Annotated in this window: 17 protein-coding genes and 1 tRNA gene; 8 read left to right on the top strand and 10 right to left on the bottom strand. The window is 73.9% G+C overall.

What is annotated here, in order from left to right; all coding sequences use genetic code 11:
* Nucleotides 1–38: 38 nt before the first annotated feature.
* From V9U70_RS16425 to V9U70_RS16400, 6 genes are all read right to left on the bottom strand, one after another.
* Nucleotides 39–2,030 carry a TOMM precursor leader peptide-binding protein gene (locus tag V9U70_RS16425; protein WP_336675977.1) on the bottom strand — a complete coding sequence of 664 codons (1,992 nt, stop codon included), beginning with the start codon at nt 2,028–2,030 and terminating at the stop codon, nt 39–41.
* Complete coding sequence (locus V9U70_RS16420; protein WP_336675976.1) at nt 2,020–4,257, bottom strand: TOMM precursor leader peptide-binding protein; 2,238 nt, start codon at nt 4,255–4,257, stop codon at nt 2,020–2,022. The genes V9U70_RS16425 and V9U70_RS16420 overlap by 11 nt, the downstream gene beginning before the upstream one ends.
* Nucleotides 4,258–4,262: 5 nt before the next feature.
* Complete coding sequence (locus V9U70_RS16415) at nt 4,263–6,092, bottom strand: AfsR/SARP family transcriptional regulator (protein WP_336675974.1); 1,830 nt, start codon at nt 6,090–6,092, stop codon at nt 4,263–4,265.
* A 14-nt stretch (nt 6,093–6,106) separates the two neighbouring features.
* Entirely contained in the window at nt 6,107–6,358 is a 252-nt protein-coding gene (locus V9U70_RS16410) for a hypothetical protein (protein ID WP_336675973.1), read from the bottom strand.
* A gap of 826 nt (nt 6,359–7,184) precedes the next feature.
* Nucleotides 7,185–9,767 (bottom strand): ABC transporter permease, encoded by a 2,583-nt coding sequence (locus V9U70_RS16405; RefSeq protein WP_336675972.1) that lies wholly within the window; start codon nt 9,765–9,767, stop codon nt 7,185–7,187.
* Nucleotides 9,764–10,552 (bottom strand): ABC transporter ATP-binding protein, encoded by a 789-nt coding sequence (locus tag V9U70_RS16400; protein WP_336675970.1) that lies wholly within the window; start codon nt 10,550–10,552, stop codon nt 9,764–9,766. The genes V9U70_RS16405 and V9U70_RS16400 overlap by 4 nt, the downstream gene beginning before the upstream one ends.
* A 711-nt stretch (nt 10,553–11,263) precedes the next feature.
* Here V9U70_RS16400 and V9U70_RS16395 point away from each other — a divergent pair.
* The 4 genes from V9U70_RS16395 to V9U70_RS16380 all read left to right on the top strand — a co-directional run bounded on the left by V9U70_RS16395 (nt 11,264) and on the right by V9U70_RS16380 (nt 14,207).
* Entirely contained in the window at nt 11,264–12,871 is a 1,608-nt protein-coding gene (locus V9U70_RS16395; RefSeq protein ID WP_473828697.1) for an MFS transporter, read from the top strand.
* Between the two features lie 70 nt (nt 12,872–12,941).
* Nucleotides 12,942–13,235, top strand: coding sequence for an ArsR/SmtB family transcription factor (locus V9U70_RS16390; protein WP_336675969.1), 294 nt, complete (start codon nt 12,942–12,944; stop codon nt 13,233–13,235).
* Nucleotides 13,232–13,621 carry a VOC family protein gene (locus V9U70_RS16385; RefSeq protein WP_336675967.1) on the top strand — a complete coding sequence of 130 codons (390 nt, stop codon included), beginning with the start codon at nt 13,232–13,234 and terminating at the stop codon, nt 13,619–13,621. Before V9U70_RS16390 ends, V9U70_RS16385 begins: the two co-directional genes overlap by 4 nt.
* Before the next feature lie 421 nt (nt 13,622–14,042).
* The gene (locus V9U70_RS16380; RefSeq protein ID WP_336675965.1) at nt 14,043–14,207 is read left to right on the top strand and encodes a hypothetical protein; all 165 of its coding nucleotides are present in this window, start codon (nt 14,043–14,045) and stop codon (nt 14,205–14,207) included.
* Nucleotides 14,208–14,652: 445 nt separating this feature from the next.
* On the opposite strand, the gene V9U70_RS16370 is transcribed toward V9U70_RS16380, so the two are convergent.
* The 3 genes from V9U70_RS16370 to V9U70_RS16360 all read right to left on the bottom strand — a co-directional run bounded on the left by V9U70_RS16370 (nt 14,653) and on the right by V9U70_RS16360 (nt 19,233).
* Nucleotides 14,653–15,549 carry a coiled-coil domain-containing protein gene (locus V9U70_RS16370; RefSeq protein ID WP_336675964.1) on the bottom strand — a complete coding sequence of 299 codons (897 nt, stop codon included), beginning with the start codon at nt 15,547–15,549 and terminating at the stop codon, nt 14,653–14,655.
* Between the two features lie 211 nt (nt 15,550–15,760).
* Complete coding sequence (locus tag V9U70_RS16365) at nt 15,761–18,259, bottom strand: SUKH-4 family immunity protein (protein ID WP_336675963.1); 2,499 nt, start codon at nt 18,257–18,259, stop codon at nt 15,761–15,763.
* Complete coding sequence (locus V9U70_RS16360) at nt 18,256–19,233, bottom strand: SMI1/KNR4 family protein (protein WP_336676127.1); 978 nt, start codon at nt 19,231–19,233, stop codon at nt 18,256–18,258. Before V9U70_RS16360 ends, V9U70_RS16365 begins: the two co-directional genes overlap by 4 nt.
* A gap of 235 nt (nt 19,234–19,468) precedes the next feature.
* Between V9U70_RS16360 and V9U70_RS16355 the strand changes: the two genes are divergently transcribed.
* Complete coding sequence (locus V9U70_RS16355) at nt 19,469–19,993, top strand: YwqJ-related putative deaminase (protein WP_336675961.1); 525 nt, start codon at nt 19,469–19,471, stop codon at nt 19,991–19,993.
* A 10-nt stretch (nt 19,994–20,003) separates the two neighbouring features.
* The gene (locus V9U70_RS16350) at nt 20,004–20,501 is read left to right on the top strand and encodes an SUKH-3 domain-containing protein (RefSeq protein ID WP_336675960.1); all 498 of its coding nucleotides are present in this window, start codon (nt 20,004–20,006) and stop codon (nt 20,499–20,501) included.
* A 131-nt stretch (nt 20,502–20,632) separates the two neighbouring features.
* Here V9U70_RS16350 and V9U70_RS16345 read toward each other — a convergent pair whose 3' ends face one another.
* Nucleotides 20,633–21,964 (bottom strand): sensor histidine kinase, encoded by a 1,332-nt coding sequence (locus tag V9U70_RS16345; RefSeq protein ID WP_336675959.1) that lies wholly within the window; start codon nt 21,962–21,964, stop codon nt 20,633–20,635.
* Nucleotides 21,965–22,120: 156 nt separating this feature from the next.
* On the opposite strand from V9U70_RS16345, the gene V9U70_RS16340 reads away from it, so the two are divergent.
* The gene (locus V9U70_RS16340) at nt 22,121–22,993 is read left to right on the top strand and encodes a hypothetical protein (protein WP_336675958.1); all 873 of its coding nucleotides are present in this window, start codon (nt 22,121–22,123) and stop codon (nt 22,991–22,993) included.
* 12 nt (nt 22,994–23,005) lie between these two features.
* Nucleotides 23,006–23,076, top strand: a tRNA-Gln gene (locus V9U70_RS16335).
* The last annotated feature ends 33 nt before the right edge of the window (nt 23,077–23,109 follow it).

Here is a 23,109-nt window from a genome sequence, read left to right as displayed (position 1 = left end):
CCTTGGTCACAGCGGAAGAGGGGGCGGCGCGGGCGCGGTCATGGGAACGGGTGCGGCGCGGAGTTGAGGTCGGCGTCGGTGAGGTCGGCCGTCCGCAGACCCGCCTCGCGCAGGGCGGTGCGCAGCCGGGGCATGCCCAGGGCGCGCTGGCGGCTCCAGCCGAAGTCGATCGGCAGCAGCCCCGGCACGATGACGCTCACGGTCCGCAGCCCCAGCTCCCGCTGCTCCGGCATCGTCTGGTCGACGACGATCACGTCGAACCCGGCCGCGGTGACGGCGTCCACGCACCGCTCCAGGTCCTCGCGCAGATCGTCGGAGACCGGCAGCAGGGGCCGCTCCCCGCCCTCGTACAGCGCGTCGAAGGAGCGGGCCGGCGGGCGTACGGCCCCGGGCGCGCCGAGCAGGAAGTCGGCGTGGTCGCCCATCTCCGGGATGCCGTACGCCAGCGGGTGGTCGTGCAGGGCCTCGACCTTGGTGAAGTCGCTCGCCATGGCCCGCAGCCGGTCCTCGTCGCGCTCGGTGCGGCCCTGGAGGTTGACGGCGTCGGTGGCGATCTCGCAGAGCGCCCCGGCGAGCGCCGCCTCCGGGTCGAGCCCGGCCCCCGCGCCGAAGCACATCCGGCCGGGCCCTCCGTCGGGGCGGACCGCGACACCGGTGACGACGGGGATCGGGAAGGTGATCCGGGTGTCGAAGAACCGGGCCTCGTAGCCGTACATCTCCAGCCGGTCCACCATCTGGCGGGTGGCCGGGCGGCGGCTGGTGCGGGGGTCGATCTCGGGCAGCGCGGCCCGCCCGTACCAGGAGAGCAGGAACGCGTCCCGCTCGACGACCTCCATCAGCCCGAAGTAGACGGCCTCCTCCAGGCATCCGCCCGACGCGCAACCGTTGGAGCTCTCCTGCACGAACCGGTTCTCCAGGCCGGGCGCGTGGTAGTACGTCAGCACCTCCGGGACCAGCACGGTGTGCCCGTCGCGCAGCGACCAGCCGCGCACCCAGGGGATCTCCCGGTCCGACGTGAAGGGCAGGACGCGGGGGTTGGCCCGGTGGAAGTCCTCGGAGTAGAGCCCGCAGACGCGCGGGTCCAGCACGGCCCGGCCGTCCGCCCACAGCCCGTCCAGGCTGGCCCGCACCTGGGCGCGCTTGGCCCGCGAGCGCATTCCGGCGTACCGCTCGAGCCCTTCCAGCACCCCGATGCGCACGCTCTCGGCGAAGGTGTCGGCGTGGCCGCCCCAGAACGTCTCGCGCAGATAGGGGCCCGAACGCATCGAGAAGCAGCCGATGGTGGCGGAGGTGGAGGTGGAGGCGACGTCCTGGACTACGGAGGGGCCGAGCGAGCCGCAGACCGGGTTGGCGTACGGCTCGACGGGCAGCTCGTAGTCCCCGATGTCCCGCACCCGGAAGCTGCCGGGCCGCAGCTTGGGCGCGGGCCGCAGGGCGAGGGCCGCCGCCTCGTCGCAGTCCGGCTCCGGGCGACCGCAGGCGGGGCACTCCGGGTCGGGGACGAGCGGGTAGTGGCGCACCCCCAGGGTCTGGAGGTCGACGAGGTGCACGGCCGGGAACGCCCCGGTGGCGGGGCCGCCGCCCTGGAGACGCGCGGCGATGACCCCGGCGAGCGCCTCCGCGGCGAACGGCGTGATGTACGGGGACGGGCCCGCCGCCCGGGTGCCGGAGCCCAGCTCCAGCGCCTCGCGCAGGGCCACGGAACGCACCCCCTGCCAACGCCGCTCCAGGCAGCGGACGCAGGGCCCCGGCCCGGCGTCGTCCGCCGTGGGCAGCGGCCCGACGACGGCGTGCCGCCCGTAGAAGCGCACCGGCACCCGCCCGCCCGGCACGCCGTCGCCGGCCGCGAACGCGTCGCGCACCCCGAGGGGGGCGACGTCCGGCACGGCCGTGGCCGCCGCCCCGCCGTGCCGGGCCAGCCCCTCGCCCAGCAGCCGGGCCAGCAGCCGGGTGGACTCCGCCAGCACGGGGGCGCCGCTCGGTACGGACGCCCCGCGCTCCGGGGCCTGCGGTCGGGTCTCAACGGGCATCGGGACCGCCCTCGCCGTCCACCGTGAGGAGCACCCGGGCGGTGCTGATGCCGCCCGCCGGCAGGTCCGCCGGGGTCGTCGGCACGTACAGGGCGTCGCGCCCGGCGGACCGCAGTCGGTCCAGCACCGCGTCGAACGTGGTCATGGCCGCGTCCGCGGCGACGGACCGGCCGCCGACCGCGATCGACGCGGCGGCGAGGTCGGGCACCAGCGGGTCGCCGAGATCGACCGCCGCCTGAGGGTCCTCTGCGGCGAGCTGTGCCTGGCCGAGCAGGTCGCGAAGGGCGCAGGCGGTCGCCGTACGCCGGGACAGCCCGGCCCCGACCGCCCAACGGCCCTGCCCCAACGGGCCGTCCGCCTCGCGGGCCAGCACCACGTGGGAGGAGGTGCGGTCCGCCTCACCCAGGTCCAGGAGGTCCACGGCGATGTCCAGGTTGCCGGCCGACTTCAGCAGGAACACCAGCTCCGGGTCGTCGCCGCCGACCGCCACCGGGCTCACCCGGGTGGCCCCCCGCACCGCGCGCAGCAGGGCGTCGTGCGCCAGCGCGGACAGCAGCCCCTGGCCGGCCGCCTCCGCCGCGCTGCCGCCCGCCCCGGAACCGGCGCGGCTCGCCAGGTGGACCCGGTCGCGGTTGCGCGGCCCGAACGGGCGCAGGGCCGCGGCCGGCACCCGCACCGGGTCCTTGCCGATCAGGGAGGTCGCGACGGCCCACGCGGTGGGCGCGGCCCCGGTGCCGCCGCCGGTGGTCAACGCCTCCGGCCCCAGCACCCGCGACCCGCCGGCCGCGCCCGCGCCGCCGCCGGTGACGCCCGTCAGGGGCGCCAGGTGCTCGACGTACGCCTCGGCCGCCGCGTACAGCGCCCGGGTACGCGCCCCGGCCAGGTGGTGCACGTCGAACGCGGCGATCCGGCGGCGCTCCCCTCCTCCGAGCGCCACTTCGACGCGGCTGAGCTTCAGCGGGGTCTGGGTCAGCTCCTCGTCGTCGTAGCGCCGGAAGACCCCGGTGTGCCGGCGGACCAGCGCCGTGCCGGTCCGGTTCAACGTGTCGACGAGGTCCTCCGCGTCGCGGGCGGTCTCCACGGTCGCGGTGACGGGCAGCGCGAGCGCGTCGGGCAGGGCGGCCGGGGGCTCGTCGGCGGTCAGCTGGGCGCAGCGGGCGCACCGGGGGTGGGGGTGGACCGGTTCGGCCATCACGTCCAGCGACGCGAGGTCCTGCACGAGGACGTGACCCGCCGTCTCCGCGGGCAGCGCCCCGGTCGCCAGGCGGAAGATCTCGTATCCGACGAGGTTGCCGACCATCGCGGCGACCGGACCTGACAGGGCGTCGTCCGACGTCGCCACGGCCCCGGACGCCTCGCTCCACAGCTCGGCGGCCGTTCCGGCGTCGACGTTGCCGCCCAGGCGCAGCAGCGCACAGGACCAGCAGCCGGCGGAGGAGGCGGTGGCCAGCGGCCCGACGACCAGGCGGCGGCCGAACAGCCAGGCGGGGATGAGGGTGGCGCCCTCCGGCACCCCTGCGGCCAGCAGCCGGTGGGTGCGCGCCCCGGCGCCCGCGCCGGTGACCACGACGACGTCGTACCCGTCCAGGTCCGCCCAGCCGGCGTCCGTCCCGGCGATCGGCTCGATGTCCGCGCCCACGGCCGCGGCTTCGGCGGCGACGTCGCCGGACGCGGCGCCGGGGAGGGCCCCGACGCGGGCGCAGCCGTTGCGCAGCAGGCTCAGCACGCACCAGCGGGCCGTCTCGTCGTCGCCGAGGACGGCGACGCGGGTGGCGCGGTAGCGGGCGAAGCGGGCGGGGGCGTCGTCGGCGTAGTGGTCGACGTAGGCGATCTGCGCGGCGAACCGTTCGGCGCTCTCCTCGCCGAGGGCGTCCGTGGCGGAAGAGGTCTCGGGGATGTCCCGGGCGAAGCTACGCGCGTACAGGGTCTTGACCAGTTCGGCGGCCATCGCCCGCTGCGCGGGTCCGAATCCGGCGCACAGCTCGGCCAGCCGGTGCTGCCCGGTCAGGTGGGGGACGACGAGGGAGGCGAAGCGGTAGGCGGTGCGGCCGGTGAGGTGGAAGCCGCCGTCGGCGTTGTGGAAGAGCACCCCGCCGGGGGTCTCGGTGAACAGCACGTCCCGGCGGATGCGCGGCCGGGTCCCGGCGAGCGCGTCGAACGCGGCGGCCGGGGCGGGAGGTTCGGCGGGGGCGGCTGGGGTAGCGGCGGGTGCGGCACTCTCGGCCATGGGGATCACACCTTCTCTGTGCGGCGGTTACGAATCCGGGAGGTTCTTCGTGCGTGGGCGCGGAGCAGGTCGTGGATGCGGTACGGGCCCGGCGGGCCGTCCTCCAGCAGTCCGGCGTCGGCCAGCCGCTCCCGTACGGCTTCGGGGACGGCTCCGTGGCCGGCGCCCGGGTCCGCCTGGGCCGCCAGCAGTTCCGGCGGGCCCTGCGCGAGCCGCAGGAAGGCCTCGGTGAGCCGGGGGTCGAGCCGGTCCAGGGCCCGGTCGAAGAGACCGGCGACCGAGTGGTCGGGTGAGTCGGTCAGGGTGAGCCGGGCGAGCGGGTCGTCGCCCAGCCAGTCGACGGCGTCGGTGAGCCGCAGCCCCGGGCGGGTCAGCAGCCGGGCGGTGAGGATGCTCAGGGCGGCCGGGAAGTGCCCGCAGAGCGAGGCCAGTTCACGCGCCGCACGCGGTTCGGCCTCCACCCGCTCGACCCCCAGGGCGGCCAGCAGCAGGGCGGCCGACTCCTCCTCGGCGAAAGCGGTCAGCCGCTGCACCCAGCCTCCGTGGGTGGCGATGAGTCCGCCGAGCCCCATCCGGCTGGTGACGACGACGGCGAGGTCCGGCCCGACGGGCTGCCCCCCGGGGGCCCCGGCCGGGGGCACGAGCAGCGGGCGCACCTGGTCGGCGTCCACCACGTCGTCCAGGACGAGCAGGGCACGGCCGCCGTCGCGCGACGAGCCGAGGGCGGCGGCCACTTCGGCGGCGACCTCGTCGACCGTACGGGGCTCACCGTCCGGGCGGGTCATCCTGACGAGTAACTGCCCGGCGGGGAAGGCGTCCCCCACCCGCTGGGCGACATGCTGCACCAGGGCTGACTTGCCGATCCCCGGAGCCCCGGAGACCAGGACCGTGAGGGGCCGGCGCCCCTCGGGGCCGGGGGGCGGAGGTGCGGTGAGGCGGGCCGCCATCGCCTCGGTCTCGGCCGCCCGCCCGGTGAAGTGCGGTACGGCGGGGACGGGCCCGGTGCCGGGGGCGGTGAGCGGGCCGGGGGCGATGGCCGTGGGGGCCACGGTCTCGCCCCGGATGACCCGGGGGGCCGCCGGGTCACCCGACCCGAGGTCCTCGCCCCGCAGGATGGACAGCTCCAGTCGCCGGAGGGAGGGCGAGGGGTCCACACCCAGCTCCTCCAACAGGAAGCCCTTGACTCTGCGGTACTCGGCGAGCGCCTGGGACTGGCGTCCGGTGCGGTAGAGCGCCTCGATGAGCTGTTCATGGAAGCGTTCATGCCCGGGGTATACGCGCGTAGCGGTCCACAGGTCGCCGAGCGCCTCGCCGCAGCGCCCCAGGCCGAGCAACAGGTCGCAGACCCGCTCGACCGCTCGCAGCCGCTCCTCCACGAGTCGGGGCACCTCGTCGCGGTGCAGGACGTCGGAGCGGACGTTGGCCAGGAGCGAGCCCTGCCAGAGCGACAGGGCGTCCTTGAGGGTGTAGAGCTCGGCCTCCGGGTCCCGGCCCAGGGTGGCGGCCCGGCTCACCTGGTCGCGGAAGCCGAGGAGATCCAGCGTGGGGGGTTCGGCGGTGATCCGGTAGCCGCCGGGCACCGCTTCGATGGAGGTGCGGACCACCCCGTGCTTGGAGAACAGTCTGCGCAGCCGCAGCACACAGGTCTGGAGGGCGGCCCTGGCGGTGGCGGGCTGCTCCTCACCCCACACCGCGCGCTGCAAGTAGTCTGCGGAGACAGTGGAGTTGGCGTGCAGAAGAAGTGCGGCGAGGAGGATCGTGGGCTTGGAGGGCTGGAGGACGACGGTGTCGGGGCCGTCCGCGAGGGCCAGCGGGCCCAGGAGCTGAAACCGCATCACGCCGGGCAGTCCTAGTCCCAGCCGTTGACGAGCTTGCACACCCGCACCGGCCCGGACTCCGCGGGCAGGTGACCGATGAGGCCCGACAGCTCCGTGCAGACGAGCCGGGCGATGTGCTCGGGGGTGGCGGGCAGGTCCGCGGGGCCGGTGGCCGCAGACGCGGTCCCGGGGGCGAACGTGACGGCGGCGAGGGCGAGCCCGGCGACGAGGGAGGCGGCTCGGACCCGGTGGCGCTGCTTCTGCGAAAGCGAAGAACTGGACACGTTTCCCCTCCGGCTGTGGTGTCGGCGCCGGGTGGTCCCGGCACCGACGACGATGCCAGCGCGGAACGCGCCACGAGAGGGCCCGCCGTGTCAGCTTGCTGCACGGGCCACCGCGACCGCGTGCAACAACCTGACACGCGCCGCCGTGCTTCGGGGGCCCGGAGCGGGAAGGGCTCCCCGGCCCGGGAGTTGAGGGAGCGACTCCGGTTCCGGAGCACAGGCGGCGGCTCCTCCCCCGCGGGACGGGGCCCGGCTCCCAGGCGGCTGGGCCCGGCTCGGAAGCGGCGAAGACGGCTGGGCCCGGCTCGAAGGCGCTGAGCCCGGCTCGGAAGCGGCTGGGCCCGGCTCCCAGGCGGCTGGGCCCGGCTCGGAAGCGGCGAAGACGGCGCGGCCCGGCTCGAAGGCGCTGAGCCCGGCTCGGAAGCGGCTGGGCCCGGCTCGGAGGTGGCGGCTGGGCCCGGCTCGGAAGCGACGAAGACGGCGCGGCCCGGCTCGGAGACCTCGGGGCGGCAGGCCCCCTGAGCGGCGGGGCGGGAGCCCGCCGAGGGGCGCTGAGGGAGGGAACGGCTCGGCCCCGGGGCGGTTGGAGGAACGCCCCGGGGCCTGCCGGTCATCCTACGGTGGCACCGGGACGGTCCGGCGATGCCGACCGGACTCCGGGCCGGCGGATCAACCCGACCGTTGGATCAACCTGCCTGGCGGATCAACCCGCCCAGCGCATCAACCCGACCGTCGAATCACCACGACCGTTGAATCACCACGACCGTTGGATGAACCCGACCACCGGCTGGCCCCGGCCTCCGGCCCGGCCCGCCCGTCCACCGGCTCACCCGTCGGTCGCGATGGCGTTCAGGACGTTCATGCGACCTGCACGGAAGGCCGGGACGAGGGCGGCGAACAGCCCGACGAGCGCGGAGCAGGCGAAGACCGTGAGAATCGTGGGCCAGGGTATCTCCAGAACCTCCAGGCCCTCCAAGGCGAGCAGCTTCTGGGCGGCGGTGCCCCAGCCCATGCCGAGCCCCAGTCCGAGCAGCGCGCCGAACAGGGCGATGACCACGGACTCCAGCCGGATCATCCGGCGCAGCTGGCGACGGGAGAGCCCGATGGCGCGCATCAGGCCGATCTCCCGGGTCCGCTCGACCACGGACAGGGCGAGGGTGTTCACCACGCCGAGGACCGCGACGATGATCGCCAGGGCGAGCAGTCCGTACACGATGTTCAGCAACTGCCCGATCTGGTCCTTCAGCGTCTCCTTGAAGTCGGCCTGGTTCTGCACCTGGTAGACCGGATACTCCGCGAGGGCGCTCTTGAGAGCCGCGTAGGCCTCCTTCTCCTTGCCCTCCTCGGCCTTGGCGAACATCACCACGTTCTGCGGCATCCGGTCGGCAGGGACGTAGGAGGCGGCCGTCGTCAGGTTGGTGTACATCGCGCCACGGTCGATGTTGGTGTCGTCCGAGGTGATGGCGGCGACCTTGAGCTTCGCCGTCCCGCCCGCGGTGAACGCGACGGTCAGGGTGTCCCCGACCTCGACGCCGTGCCGCTCGGCGTAGGTGTCGCCCACGGACATGGCGTCCTTGCCGTACGCCTTGGCGAGGTCACCGGAGACGGCCGTGCGGCGGACGTCCTGCTGGTACGTCGGATCGGCGGCGACAAGGCCCTCGTCCTCCGTCGAACCGTCCGGAGCGGTGATCTTCGCCTTGACGAAGGTGTAGTCGCTCACGTGCTCCAGGCCGGGGACCGCGTGCACGGCCTCGGCTGCCTGGGGGACGATCGGCCGACCGGAGCCGCCGTCCTGGACGATGAAGTCCGCGCCCACCGACCGGTCGAGCTCCTCGGTGGCCGAAGCCACCATGGACGACCCGACGACGGAGAGGCAGGCCACCAGGGCGAGCCCGATCATCAGGGCGGCGCCGGTCGCTCCCGTGCGCCGGGGGTTGCGCAGTGCGTTGCGCTCGGCCAGCCGGCCGACCGGGCCGAAGAGCCGCAGCACGACGCCGAGGGCCCGGACCACCACACCGGCCAGCAGCGGGCCGATGACGATGAAGCCGATCAGCGTCAACAGCACGCCCAGGCCCAGGGACATCGACCCCTCGGTCGCCTTGTCGGCCTGCGTCGTCGCCCACAGGGCCGCTCCGCCGGCCGCGGTGAGGACCAGGCCGATGACGGCCCTGACCCGGCCGGCCCGGCCGTCGGCGGGGGTCCCGGCGTCGCGCAGCGCGGCCATCGGGGATATTTTTCCGGCCCGGCGTGCCGGGATGTACGCGGCGAGGACGGTGACGACGACGCCGAGCACGAGGCCGGTCACGGGGGTCGTCCAGGCGACGGTGAGGTCCTTGGTGGAGAGCTCCATGCCCACCGCGCTCATCAGCTTCATCAGTCCGACGGCGAGGCCGACGCCCGCCGCGACGCCGAGCACTGAGCCGACGACGCCGAGAAGGACCGCCTCCACCAGCACGGAGCGGTTGACCTGCTTGCGGCTGGAGCCGATGGCCCGCATCAGCCCGATCTCGCGGGTCCGCTGGGCGACCAGCATCGAGAAGGTGTTGACGATGAGGAAGATGCCGACGAGGAAGGCGATCCCGGCGAAGCCGAGCATGGCGTACTTCATGACGTCCAGGAAGGGGCCCATGGAGTCCTTGTTGGCGTCGGCGGCCTCCTGCTGGGTCTGGAGCCTGTAGGCGCCGGAGCCGTCGAGGACCGCGGCCACGTTCTGCTTGAGCCGGGTGTCGCTGACGCCTTCCTCCGCGGTCACCGAGACCTGGGTGAAGACGCCGGTCTCGCCCAGCAGGTGCTTCTGGGCCGTGCCGGTGTCGAAATAGACCATGGCCGCGCCCGGGTTGGTGACGGTGAAGGACGCGATGCCGCGGATCTTCGCCGTGAAGTCGCCGGTGGCGGCGATGGTGCGCAGCTCGTCACCGATCTTGAGCCGGTGCTTCTTCGCCGTGTCGGCGTCGACCATCATCTCGGTGGGGCCGCGGGGCGCGTGTCCGGAGGTGATCTCCATCGAACGCAGGTCGTTCTCGGTCCAGTTGCCCGCTATGGTCGGGGCGCCGGTCTCGGAGCCCATGTTCTTGTTCTCGCCGTCGACGACGGTGACCGCCATGGAGAAGACGGCTCCCTCGGCCTTCTTCACCCCGTCGGCCTTCTCCACCTGCTGAACGACGGAGGCGGGCAGGGAGGCGGGCTTGCCGTCGGCGGGCTGCTCGTCGTTCCCGGCGGCCTCCTTCGGGCTGACGGTGACGTCGGGCGAGGTGACCGCGAAGATCTTGTCGAAGGTGGCGTTCAGCGTGTCGGTGAAGACGAGCGTGCCGCAGACGAATGCCACGGACAGCAGCACCGCGACGGCGGAGAGGGCCATCCTCCCCTTGTGGGCGAGGAAGTTGCGCATCGAGGTCTTCCAGACGGTCATGAGGTCCGCCCACGTGCGTCGAAGTGCTTCATACGGTCGAGGACCTGGTCCGCGGTCGGGTGGTGCATCTCGTCGACGATGGAGCCGTCGGCGAGATACAGCACCCGGTCCGCGTAGGAGGCGGCGACGGGGTCGTGGGTGACCATGACGATGGTCTGTCCCAGCTCGTCGACCGACTTGCGGAGGAAGGCCAGGACTTCGGCCCCGGCCCGCGAGTCCAGGTTGCCGGTGGGCTCGTCGCCGAAGATGATCTCCGGCCGGGCGGCGAGCGCCCTGGCGACCGCGACGCGCTGCTGCTGACCGCCGGAGAGCTGCGTCGGGCGGTGCTTGAGGCGCTCGGCGAGCCCGACGGTCTCCACGACCTGCTGGAGCCAGGCGGCATCGGGCTTGCGGCCCGCGATGTCCATCGGCAGCGTGATGTTCTCGATCGCATTGAGCGTCGGGAGCAGGTTGAACGCCTGGAATATGAATCCGATGCGGTCGCGCCGGAGTTGGGTGAGCTTCTTGTCCTTGAGCTGGGTGATCTCGGTCTCGTCGAGGAAGATCTCGCCCGAGGTCGCCGTGTCGAGCCCGGCCAGGCAGTGCATCAGGGTCGACTTGCCGGAGCCGGACGGGCCCATGATGGCGGTGAACTGCCCGCGGGCGATGTCCACGTCCACGTGGTCGAGCGCGACGACCCGGGTCTCCCCGGTGCCGTACGCCTTCACAACCTGCCGCGCTCGTGCCGCGACGGCCGTACGCCCTCCAGTGCCCCCGTGCCTGGGAATGGTTACAGCCGTTGTCACGGTTTATCTCCTATGTCGATCGATGACTGGACGTCGTTGATTACAGTCCGAAGTCTGGTTCCGGCAGGGGTCCCGGCGCGATGGTGCCCAGCGCAGTCTTGAGGGTGGGGTTTTCCCCACCAGCCCCCACCGGCTCTTCCGCCCGTCTCCCCCGCTGCGTGCCGCAAGCGCGACGTAGGAACAGGCTAAGGAAACGCACTCCCCCGCCACGTCCTCCGCCGGGAGGAACGGGCCCTGGCCCCTATGCGGGGGCGCCCCCTAGGGGAGTTCACCCCCTGGCAGGGGGGAGGATCAGGGTCTCCTCCGCCGTCCGCCCTCCGGCGCTCCGACCGGAGCGGACGAGTCCGCCGGGAGCCATCACCGAGGCCGGAGACCGGCACGCCCACGCACCGGCCCGCGCCCCGCAGGTCCACCCCCCGCAAACCCGCACCCGGCCGCAAGCCCGCCCGCGCCCCCGCTCGTCCGCACAGCGCCGCGCGCCCACGTCTCCGCAAGGCGGCACCCCGCAGACCCGCCCACGCGCCCACCCCTCCGCACCCCGCCTGCCCGTCCGAGCACCCGCGCCCCGCCCGCACGTCCGAGCCCGCACGTCCCCGCGCCCGCACGACGACGGCGCCCGTCCACCCCTCGCCTCCTCCCTCTTCCCCTCCCCCTCCGGCCGTTCCGGGTGAGACAGTGCCCGGAAGATACGTGCATAGGGAAGGGAACCCGGTGGGCGGCACAGAGGGCACAGCAGGCGCGAGCGGTACGGACGACACGGGCCGCACGGGCGACACGGGCAGTCCGCCCCGTGGCGCCCCCGGCCCCCTCACCACCCCCCGAGGACGCCGACCGGTCGTGGCGGCGCTCATGCTCGGCATGGCGCTGGCCGCCATCGACGGGACCATCGTGTCCACCGCCGTCCCCCAGATCGTCGGCGACCTCGGCGGCTTCACCGTCTTCTCCTGGCTCTTCTCCGGCTATCTCCTCGCCGTCACCGTCACGCTCCCGCTGTACGGAAAGCTCTCGGACACCTTCGGGCGCAAGCCGGTCCTGATCGCCGGGATCATCCTGTTCCTGGCCGGCTCGGCGCTCTGCGCCGCCGCCTGGAACATGACCGCGCTCATCGCCTTCCGCATCGTCCAGGGCCTGGGCGGCGGGGCGCTCCAGGGCACGGTGCAGACCATCGCCGCCGACCTCTATCCGCTGAAGGAGCGTCCGCGCATCCAGGCGAAGCTGTCCACCGTCTGGGCCACGTCCTCGGTCGCCGGGCCGGTGGTCGGCGGGCTGCTCGCCGGCTATGCCGACTGGCGGTGGATCTTCCTGGTCAACCTTCCCGTCGGAGCCGTCGCCCTCTGGCTGGTCGTCCGCCACCTCCACGAGCCCTCGCGCCCCCGCCCGACCGCCCGCCCCCGCGTCGACTGGGCGGGGGCGCTCGCCGTGTTCGCCACGGGCACCCTGCTGATCACCGCGCTCGTCCAGGGCGGCGTCGCCTGGTCCTGGCTCTCCGCGCCCTCGCTCGGCCTGTTCGGGGCGAGCGCGGCGCTGGCCGCGCTGACCGTCGCCATCGAACGGCGGGCGGCGGAGCCGATCATCCCCGGCTGGGTCTGGCGGCGGCGCACCATCGCCTCGGTCAACCTGGCGCTCGGCGCGATGGGCCTGCTGATGGTCGCGCCGACCGTCTTCCTGCCCACGTACGCGCAGGCGGTCCTGGGGCTCGGGCCGATCGCCGCCGGGTTCGTGCTCTCCGTGATGACCCTGAGCTGGCCGGTGTCGGCGGCACTGTCCGACCGGGTCTACAACCGCATCGGCTTCCGGCTGACCGCGATCACCGGGATGAGCGCCGCCCTGCTGATCCTGCTGGCCTTCCCGCTGCTGCCCTACCCGGGCGCTCCCTGGCAGCCCGCGCTGATCATGCTGCTGCTCGGCGCGGCCCTCGGGCTGTTCCAGCTCCCGCTGATCGTGGGCGTCCAGTCGACGGTCGGCTGGTCGGAGCGCGGTACGACGACGGCGTCCGTCCTCTTCTGCCGCCAGGTCGGCCAGAGCGTCGGCGCGGCGCTCTTCGGGGCCGTCGCCAACGGCGTCCTCGCCTCCCGGCTGACCGACGCACCCGCACCCGGCCTTCCCGACGACCTGGACGCCGTCGCCCGCGCCCTGGAGGACCCGGGCGCCCTCCCCGCGGCCGCTACGGACCATCTGCGCCGGGCGGTGGACGCGGCGGTCGACCACGTCTACACAGGCGCCGCCGGGGCCGCCGCCCTGGCCCTGCTCGCCCTGGTCGCCCTCGCTCCGCGCCGCTTCCCGGTGATCCCCGAGGCGGACGGCGGCCGGGAGCCCTGAGCCCGGAGGCGCCGGCCGGGATGCCCGCCCCCGCTTGATAGGCAAGCCTGCACTTGCCTATCGTGTGGTCATGGCGGACGATGTCTTCAAGGCCCTGGCCGATCCGACGCGGCGGCGCATCCTCGACGAGCTGGCGGAGCGGAACGGCCAGACACTGTTCGAGATATGCGCACGGCTGACGACCAAGCACGGCCTGGGGCTGTCCCGCCAGGCGATCAGCCAGCACCTGGCCGTGCTGGAGTCGGCGGGCCTGGTCGCCTCCCGACGCCAGGGCCGCTACAAGTTCCACGACCTGACCACCGGACCCCTTGAGCACATCGTGAGCCGGTGGCTCAGACCCGACGCCCCGGAGAGCACCCCATGAAAATCCATCTGACCAGCGTCTTCGTCGACGACCAGGAGAAGGCTCTGCGCTTCTACACGGACGTGCTGGGCTTCGTGAAGAAGCACGACGTGCCGATGGGCGGCGAGGACCGCTGGCTGACCGTGGTCTCGCCGGAGAGCCCCGACGGCCCCGAACTGCTGCTGGAGCCCGACAAGCACCCGGCGGTCAAGCCGTACACGACGGCACTGGCCGAGGACGGCATCCCCGCCGCGTCCTTCGCCGTGGACGACGTACGGGCGGAGCACGCCCGCCTGCGCGGGCTCGGCGTGCACTTCACCCAGGAGCCGCTGGCCATGGGCCCCGTCACCACTGCCGTGCTGGACGACACCTGCGGCAACCTGATCCAGATCGCGCACAGCGAGTAGGGGCGGCTTCTCGCGGGCCCCTCCCGGACCCCGCCGTCCGGCCGGGCGGCCGCGCCACCGCCGTCCCGGCCCGACCGGCCCCCGGCCTCGACCGGCTGGCCGCAGAAGCCGGCACGGCGGGCGCTCGGGGTGGAGGGTCGACCTCACGTCGCCTTGAGGTTCCAGGTCCTGGGCGCCGGTGACATCGAGGCGCCGGGGAGGGCCGGTCGTGAGGACGCCTGTGTCGGGCAGGACGCCTGCGAGGGTGGCGCCTGCGTCCAGGTGGCGGACCGTTTCCTGGCGCTGCCCCCGCCCGTGCCAGCGAGAACCCTCACGGACCCGCCCTCGTCCTCCCCACCGCCCTGGCCGTGTTCGTCGACGCGGCCGTCGCGGAAGGCCCCGCCCGCCGCACCGCCTGACGCGCCCCGGTCGCTACGTACGCGTGGCGAGCCTGGACGACTACCGCATGGCGCCGACGACCACCGGCGCGGGCCCGACCGCCCTCGTCATCGGCTACGGGAACCTCACGGACCAGGCGGTGCCGACGGCCGTCCAGCGCCTGGCCCACGCCCTCGACACGGTGCGCGGCCGGACATCGGGTCGCTGAACACCCCACGGGCCGGGGGCGCGCCCCCGGCGGCCGGCGTCATACCCCGGCGGCCGGAGTGAGCGCCGCCGCGTCCAGGCGGGCCCGCGACTCCTCCGGCAGACGCAGCTCCACCGCGCCCAAAACCTCGTCCAACTGCTCGACCGAGCTGACGCCCACGATCGAATGACGGGCGGGTCGCCGGCCATCAGCCAGGCCGGCACCACCCGGTTCGCCGTCGCCCCCAGCTCGTCGGCCACGTCACCGAGCACCGCCAGACGCCGTGCGCTGCCCGGGTGGTCGTACGCCTCCGGCAGCGGCTTGTCCCACCGCGTGTACGCACCGGAGATCAGCGCCGAGTACCGACTGCGACCCAGGGCAGCGGCGCCGCCGGCGCCCGTGCGGCCCGCAGCGGCCTCAAGGACCGGCCGCACCGGCCTCTCCAGTCGCACCGGCCCCAGAGGCCTCAGTCCTCCGGCCCCGCCGTCACCCGCCCCGTCAGCGCCGCCAGCGAACTGCGCACATGCGCCATGTGCGCCTGGACCTCCTCGCGGCCCTCCTCGTGCTCCCGCAGAATCCGCTCCGTCTCCCGGACCACCCGCTCCTCGCGGACCCGGGCCTCCGCCAGCAGCTCCGCCGCCCGCGCCTCCGCGTCCTCCTGGCCGTGGCGGGCCGCCTCCTCCGCCTCCGCGAAACCGCGCACCGCCTCCGCGAGCAGTGCCTCCGCCCGCTCGGTCAGCTCCGCGTACCGCGCCGCGGACGCCGCGTCCTCGGCGGCCAGCGCGGCCTCCGTCTCCTTGAGGCGCTCGGCGTGCTCCTGCTCCTGGTGCGCCAGGACACTCGCCGTACGGCTACGCGTCTCCTCCATCGCGGACTCGGCGGCCGCCCGCACCTCCTCCGCGTCCTCCCGGGCCGCGGCGAGAACCCCCTCCGCCTCCCGGACCGCATCGGCGACGCGTTCCTCCGCCGCCGACGCAGCCGCCCCCCGCACCGCGTCGGCCGCCTTCCGCGCCGCGTCCGCCGCCGCTCGGCCCTCCGCCTCCGCGGCCTCCTGCAACGCCTGGCCCGCCGCCACCGCCTCCGCGTGCAGCGCCTCGGCCTCGCTCTCCGCCAGCGCCAGAATCCGCTGCGCCCGCTCCCCCAGCTCCGCGTAGTCCTGCACCGGCAGCGCCGCGACGGTCTCCGCCAGCCGGGTGGCCCGCTCCGACAGCTCCTCCACCCGGTCCGTCAGCCGGGCGGCCTCCGCGAGCGCCGACTCCCGCTCGGCCGTCAGGGCCGCCACCCTCCGGTCCACCTGATCCTGGCGGTAACCACGCCCCCGCACACCGACGACGTCGAACGCGGACCCCGGTCCAGCACTCATCCCTGAAACCTCTCTCCGACTCACCCACACGCTTCGACACCCAGCGACACGTCAAGGATGCGGCAATTCGGCCGGAAGTCGGAATCGATCAGCTCATTCAGGACGGCAGCGACCGCGCCGCCGGCCACCGGGCACACGACGAGGCGCCCGGCCCCTCCCCGGACCCGGGCGCCTCGTCGTCCCGCTGCGGCGCGTCAGCCGCCCGTACGCGTCAGAGCAGCCCGTCCCACATCTGCTCCAGCAGCACCGACCACCAGCTCTCCGGCGACGCCAGCGCCGCCGGGTCCAACGCCATCAGCTGTGCCTGGAAATCGACGGTCCAACGGCCCGCCTGCTCCGGGTTCAGCCCGTACCGGAGCCGCCACATCCGGCCCAGCAACGCCATCGACCGCACGAACTCCGGCAGCCCCGTGTTCACGAACTGCGGGGGCGACGGCTGCCCGCCCGGGCCGGCCTCCACCGGTACGGCCACGATGTTCGCCGTCCCGTACTGCACACAGACCGCCCGGCCGAAGTCCGTGCCCACCACCAGATACGACCCCGCGTCCGGCGCGGGCTGCACCTGCCGCTGAGCCGCCAGCTCGGCCAGCGTCGGCACCACCGGCTGCCCCGGCTGCGCCCAGAAGAACGGCCCGAAATCGGCGGGCAGGCCCGCCCACACCAGAGTCCTCGCGACGACCTCCGGCACACCCTGACGGGACACGGCCCGCTGGTCGAACCGCAGAACGCCCTGCGGTCCGAACGCCTGCACCAGCTCCTCGGCCACCGCCTCCGGCGGCAGCACCGGCGCGGGCGGCATCTGCGGCAACGGGGCCCGCACCGGCGCCGGCCGCGCGGGGCCGTCCGCCACCTGGTGCAGCTCACCCTGGTGCGTCAGCAGATGCCGCATGCCCTGCTGGCGGCTCAGGTGGTCCGCGCCGTACGGGGCGACGCTGGTGATCCGCACCTGCGGCCAGGTCTCCCGGATCATCCGGGCGCAGTAACCGCCCGGCAGCTCACAGGACTCCAGCTCCGTGTGCAGCTCGATGACCTGCTGCGGCGGCACGTTCATCGCCCGCAGCTCGTGCAGCATCTGCCACTCCGGGTGCGGGGTGCCCGGCGCCGAGCGGCGGATCAGCTGCTGCTCGCTGCCGTCGGGGGCGCGGAACCGCAGCACGGCCTGGTAGCCGGGGCCCACGGTCGGCCGACCGGTGGGCTGCTGCGGATAGCCGTACGCCGGGGGCGGCGGAGTGTGCGGACCGGGCGGCGGGGGCGGTACGGGACCCGGAGCCCCGCCCTGCGAAGCCCCCGGCGGACCGGGCGGGCCGGGCGGACCGCCCTGGCCGGGAGCGGCGAACATCGTCTCCGCCTGGTGGACCCCGCCACCGGGAGGCGGCGTGGAACCAGGCGGCGGAGGCGGCGGGCCGGGCGGGCCGGGCGGCTGCGGGGCCCCCGGAGCACCGGGCGGACCCGGAGGCCGCGGCGCACCGGGCCTCGGTGCGCCCCCGCCGATGCTGCCGCCGTCGGCGAGCATCGTGGCCGCATGGTGGACCCCGCCCCCCGGGGGCGGCGTGGGCCCCGGAGGCGGAGGCGGCGTACCGGGCGGACCCGGAGGCGGCGTGGAGCCGGGCGGCGGAGGCGGGGGGCCCGGCGGGCCCGGAGGCGGCGTGGCGCCCGGCGGACCGAGCTGGGAGACGAGCCGCGTCGGCACGTACCCGCCCACCGGAGCACCGGGCGCACCCGGACCCGAAGGCGGCGGCGGCGTCGCACCGGGGCGTGCCTCGGGGACACCCGGCGGCGGCAAAGTGGGCGCGCCCCCGCGCGACCCACGCGGCGGCACCGCGGCCTTGCTCGTGGCCGCGTCCGCGATCTCACCGGCGTCCGGGGAGTCCGGCTCCGGCCGGAGCACGGGGGCCACCTGCGTACGCGGCAGCTGGCTCCCCCCGGACATCAGCGCGGTGGGCGCCTCGGCCGGGACCACCGGCGGCAGAGTCCCCTCGTCGTCCGTCCCGGAGAGCGGCGGCGCGAACACCGTCGCGGGCAGGGGCACCGCCCCGTCGTCCAGGTCCCCGTTCGTGTCCGTCCCCGCCCACGGCGTCGACCCCGCGGACACCCCGTCCGACGCGGTCGGGTCATACCCGTCGCCCCCACCGGCGGCGGGCCAGGACGGGGCGGAGCCCCCGGCGGAAGAAGAGGAGGAGGAAGGGGCGGAAGCGGCCGTGGAGCCGGACGGAGGCACCGCCTCGGCCCCCGCGTCCGCCGGAGCGGAAGGCGCGGCCCCCCGGGGGCCTGCGCCCTCGCCCGGCGCCGCAGCCTCCGCCTCGCGCCTCTCCGCACGCCGGTCCGGAATGCCCAACTGGTCCGCCGCGTCCTGGAGCCACTCCGGAGGGCTCAACAGGAACGACGTCTGATGCAGATCCGCCCGCTGCGGGGGCTCCGGCGCCGCGGGCGGCACGGCAGCCGAAGCCCCGTACTCCTCCTCGTACCGCCGGATCACCTCACCCACCGGCAGCCCCGGCCACAACGTCGCCTCACCGCTGTCCCGGGCGATCACCAACCGCTGACGGCCCCCGTCCGAGACCGGGCCCTCCGCCCGATCCTCGGCCCACACCACGAAACCCCGGTCGAACTCACGGACCCGCACCTCACGATGCTGATACGCGGGCACATCACCGTTGACCCACTCGTCCGCCCGCTCCTGCGCCTGCGCGAAAGTCACCACCGCGCTCACCCCTCCACCGGGACGGCCCGCGCGAAGCCACCGTCCACCATCAGATTCGCCACCGTCTCCAGCTCCGGCGGATTCCCCGCCAGCCGCTGCAGGAAGACGTCGAAATCCGCACCGCAGGGCAACAGCAGCCGCTCCACCCGCTCCTGCACGCCCCAGCCGTCCCGGTCACGGGCGTCGTCGTACGGGGAGAACCACACCGAACCCGGCTCCTGGCCCCGCACCTTCACCGCCAGAATCCCGCCCTGGACGAACGCGACGCCCAGAAAGTCCTTGGTGAAGTGATCCCGCAAGCACTTGTTCACATACACCAGGTCATTCACCGCGGCCTCGTCCCGCACCGTGAAGAACGGCTGGTCCACCAGCAGCCCCAACTCCGCGTCGAGCGCCGCGCCCACCGGCGCCGCACCCCCCGCCGCCTTCAGGAACGAACGGTACGCACCGGGCAACCGGTAGCCGAGATCCTCCTCGACCCCTTGAATCTGCTGCTCACTCACCGCCACAGCGCCCTTGGGCAACCGGAAGTGCGTGGGACGGGTCTCCTCCAACGGACGGGTCCCCCGCCGCTCCTGGTCCACCGCCGTCGACGCCAGGCCGCCGTGATGGCGCAGCAGCGCCTTCACCTCGACCGGCACCAACTCCATCCGCCGCCCACCCGCCACGTGATGCCACGTCCAGCCGTGCGGAGTCGCCACCGCGGGGATCGTCCCCCACAGATCATGACCACTCGCCGCCATCGCCGCGTTCGCCGACACGTAGTCGGTCAGACGCAACTCGTCGATACCGAACCCCTGCGGCGGATCGGCGATCTCCGCGGCGGCACGCGCGTACGGCGAGAAATCCGGGTGGCCCTGCGCGCCCATCCGCACCCCACCGGGGTGGCGAGAAGCCCGGACCGGGTCCGGGAAGTGCACGACCTGCCCGGCATAGGCCGCGTTCGGTGGCGCGGCTTGCTGCCCGAGCCGACCTGTCGTCATGGCGGTTGCCCCCTGCTGCGTCCGGTGTTCCGCACAGCCTAAGCGGTGGGACACCGGACGATCCCGCCCTGCCGCACCCGTCACCAACGGTCACAACCACGTGACAGCGAGGCGACCGCCGCCCCCGTCCGAGCGACACGCGGCCCCCTTTCGCCGCCCCAGCTTCCCCACCACCTGGCACATTTGGCAGGCTGTCCCCGCAACTCGGGGGATTGCAGGGAGGGACGACAGCACGATGCATTCGGCACAAACAGTCACAGCAGGCGACCCGCGACTCAGCTGGAGCACCACCAAAACCAGCCCCACGCCCCGCCTGCTCCACCGCCGCGACGGGATTCTCCCCGCCGTGGCCGCCGCCCTGTCCGTACGCGGGGAGACGCTCACCTGCACCGCGGGCAAAGGGGACCAACCACCCGTACTGCACCCGCTCGTCCAGGACTTCCTCGACGCCCTCGGCAGCGGCCGGCGCGAACGCTTCACCGGACGCTGCCCCGAAGCCATACTGCTCTCCCGCCAGCTCACCGCGGCCGAGAGCAGCCGTTCCAAACGCGCCCAGCGAAAACCACTGACCAACGGCGAAGCCCGCCGCGCCCTCAAGCACTCCCGGCTCACCGCCCGCCGCATCCGCGAGGACGGCGACCCCCTCCACGGCAGCTACGCACCGCCCTGCCGCTCCTGCTCGGCCCTCCTGTCCCACTTCGGCGTACGCCCCGTCGACCTCACCTCCACCGGCGCGGCCACCACCGCCGAGAAGGGCTGACCGCCCACCGATGCGCGACCGCGAACAGCACACCACCACCCGCTTCCCCGTCGCCGTCGACGCCGCCCTGCGCGAAGCAGGCTGGCAACCCGGACGCTGGGACATCCGCCGGGCCGAGGAATGGGCCGACGCCCTGCGCTCCCACGCCTCCCCCGCCGGCCACCGGCACGCCGTCTTCCCCGCCGCCGTCGAGGCCTGGGCGGAGTTCGGCGGCCTCCACATCAGCGCGTCCGCCCCCGGCCGGCACATCGCCCCCGCCACCGTGCACATCGACCCCCTGCACGGGCTCCACCTCGCCCGCACCCTCGGCGATCTCGGCCGCGCACTGGAGACCGAGGTCAGCCCCCTCGGGGCCGAGGGCGAGGAGCAGGCCGTCCTGGCCATCGACGCCGAGGGACGCGTGTACAGCATCGACCACACCGGGGACTGGTACCTGGGCGCCGACATCGACGAAGCCCTCGCCACTCTCATCACAGGGACCCAGCCGACCCGTCTCACATCGGCCTGACACACCGCCCCGGGCCCCGGCCCAGGACCGTTCGCCCCCACCGGCGCCCACCACACCGGCAGCGGCGCCCGCACCGGCGAGCCCAGAGACCCCCCGGACCACCAGAGCCCGCCAGAACCCCTCCGAACCCCTCAGAGCCCGTCCGCAGAACCCGAACTGTCCGGCAGAACCGCCGAGACACGGAAACCGCCCGCCTCCGTCGGCCCGGAAACGAACACGCCCCCCAGCCCCAGCACCCGCTCCCGCATCCCCACCAGCCCGTTCCCCCCGCTCGGCAGGCCCGCGTCGGCCACCGCCGCGTCCGAAGGACCGTTCTCCACCTGCATCGCCACCTCGGCCTCCCGATGCGCGAGCCGCACCCACGTCCTCGCGCCCGCCGCGTGCTTGTGCACGTTCGTCAGGGCCTCCTGCACCACCCGGAACGCCGTCTGCTCCACCTCGGGCGGATACGGCCGCAGCTCACCGTCCACCGACAGCTCGACGGTCATCCCCGCCTCCCGTGACTGCGCCACCAGCGCCTCCACCTCGTCCAGCCGGGGGCCGTCCTCGGAAGAAGCCGCCTCGGCCGCCGCGACCGCCTGCCCCACCGACGCCAACGGAACCGCGCCCACAGCGGCGGACGCCGTCAACGCGTCCCCGGATCGCAGAACGCCCAGCATCTCGCGCAGCTCCGTGAGCGCCTGCCGGCCCATGTCCCCCACCAGCGCCGCGTTCCGCACCGCCTTCGCCGGGTCCTTCGGCGCGACCGCCTGAAGGGCCGCCGCATGGACCACCATCAAGCTCACCCGATGGGCGACCACGTCGTGCATCTCCCGGGCGATCCGGGTCCGCTCTTCCGTACGCGCCCACTCGGCCCGCTCCTCGGCCCGGTCCGCCAGCAGCGACAACTCCCGCTCCAACGAGTCCGCCCGCTCCCGCAGGCTCTCCATCAACCGCCGACGGGCCCCTATGTAGAGACCGAGCAACACGGACGGAGCCGTCATCCCCACGGACATGAAGACGGACACCAAGGGCACATACCAGTCACCCGGCCCGAAGTCCGCCTGCTCGGCCACGCTCTGCCGCAGCCGCACATACGTGACGATGAACGTCCCCACCAGGGACATCCCCGCCAGCACGACGGTGATCCGGCGCGGCGCCTCGGACGCGGCCAGCGTGTACAGACCGACCAGGCCCATCAGGAAGCCCATCTCGGCCGGCGTCGTCGCGATCGACACCAGCACCACGACGATCGGCCACCGCCGCCGCACTGCCAGCACCGACCCCGCGAGCACCCCGAACACCACGCCCACCGGCACCGGCAGCCCGGCGTTCCGGGCGAAGTCGACCCCCTCCAGTCCGCACTCCAGCGCCGACACCAGCGCCAGCCCCACGTCCAGGGCGGCACCGCGCCGCCGCTCCCACCACCAGTAGCCGCGGGTGGTCGATCCCGCCGCCTCCCGGTCTTCCCCCGTTGCGGTCATGGCATCCAGCCTACGGGCGGGCGCACGTCATTTTCCGGCGGCCGACAAGAGCACGCGCCGTGCACGAACACACACGAAACACGGACCCATCGCCCGAAATAGCGAATCGACCGCACTTTCGACCCACTCGTCCGGAAATCGGACGAGCATCACCGCATGACGGAGACCACACGCAAGTACGCCGACTTCGAGGGCCTGCGCGAACGGGCGGTGGCGCTGCGCCGGGAGGGGATGAGCCGCCGCCAGATCCGCGACCGGCTCCACGTGGACAACAACGACCTCCTCAACCGCCTCCTCGACGGCGAGCCGGCCCCCGAGTGGACGAAGCGCCCCCGCGCCAAGGACGACGTACGGGCCAGGGCCAGGGAGCTGCGCCTCCAGGGCATGACCTACGACCAGATCCAGGTGGAGCTGGGGTGCTCGAAAGGGTCGATCTCGCTGTGGGTGCGGGATCTGCCGAAGCCGGAGCGCAGGCGCACCCGGGAGGAGTCCTCCGCCATCGGGCGGCGCGGCTGGGAGGCCACGCTCCAGCGGCGCGAGGCGGAGCGCCGGGCCGCCCGGCGGAGTGCGGCGGACGAGGTCGGGGCGATGACCGGCCGCGAGCTCTTCCTGCTGGGCGTGGGCCTCTACTGGGCGGAGGGCTCCAAGTCCAAGCCGTACCGCACCCAGGAGCGGGTCACCTTCGTCAACAGCGACCCCGGCATGATCACGGTCTTTCTCACCTGGCTTCGCCTGTTGGGCGTAGCCCAGGAGCATCTGCGCTTCCACGTCCACATCCACGAGAGCGCGGACGTCGCGGCAGCCGAGCGGTACTGGCTCTCGCTCACCGGCGCCACCCCTTCGGCGTTCGGCAAGACATCCCTCAAGAAGCACTCGCCCAGGACCAACCGGAAGAACGTCGGCGACGGCTACCGAGGCTGCCTCGCGGTGCGGGTACTGAAAAGTGCCGAGCTGTACCGTCGCATCGAGGGTGCGTGGTGCGGCATAGTAGGTGCTGCGAAACAAGCCGATCAAGAAAATCGGACATAGTCCGCCATACCATCCCGGGTCGTCTAATGGCAGGACAAATGGTTTTGGTCCATTGAATGAGGGTTCGATTCCTTCCCCGGGAGCACACCAGCGGGCCCCGACCACTCCGGTCGGGG

This window comes from Streptomyces pratensis (assembly GCF_037137275.1).
GTDB classification, from domain to species: Bacteria; Actinomycetota; Actinomycetes; order Streptomycetales; family Streptomycetaceae; genus Streptomyces; species Streptomyces pratensis_B.
The sequence above is the reverse complement of the archived record's forward strand: the minus strand, read 5'-3'. Positions and strand labels throughout refer to the sequence as shown.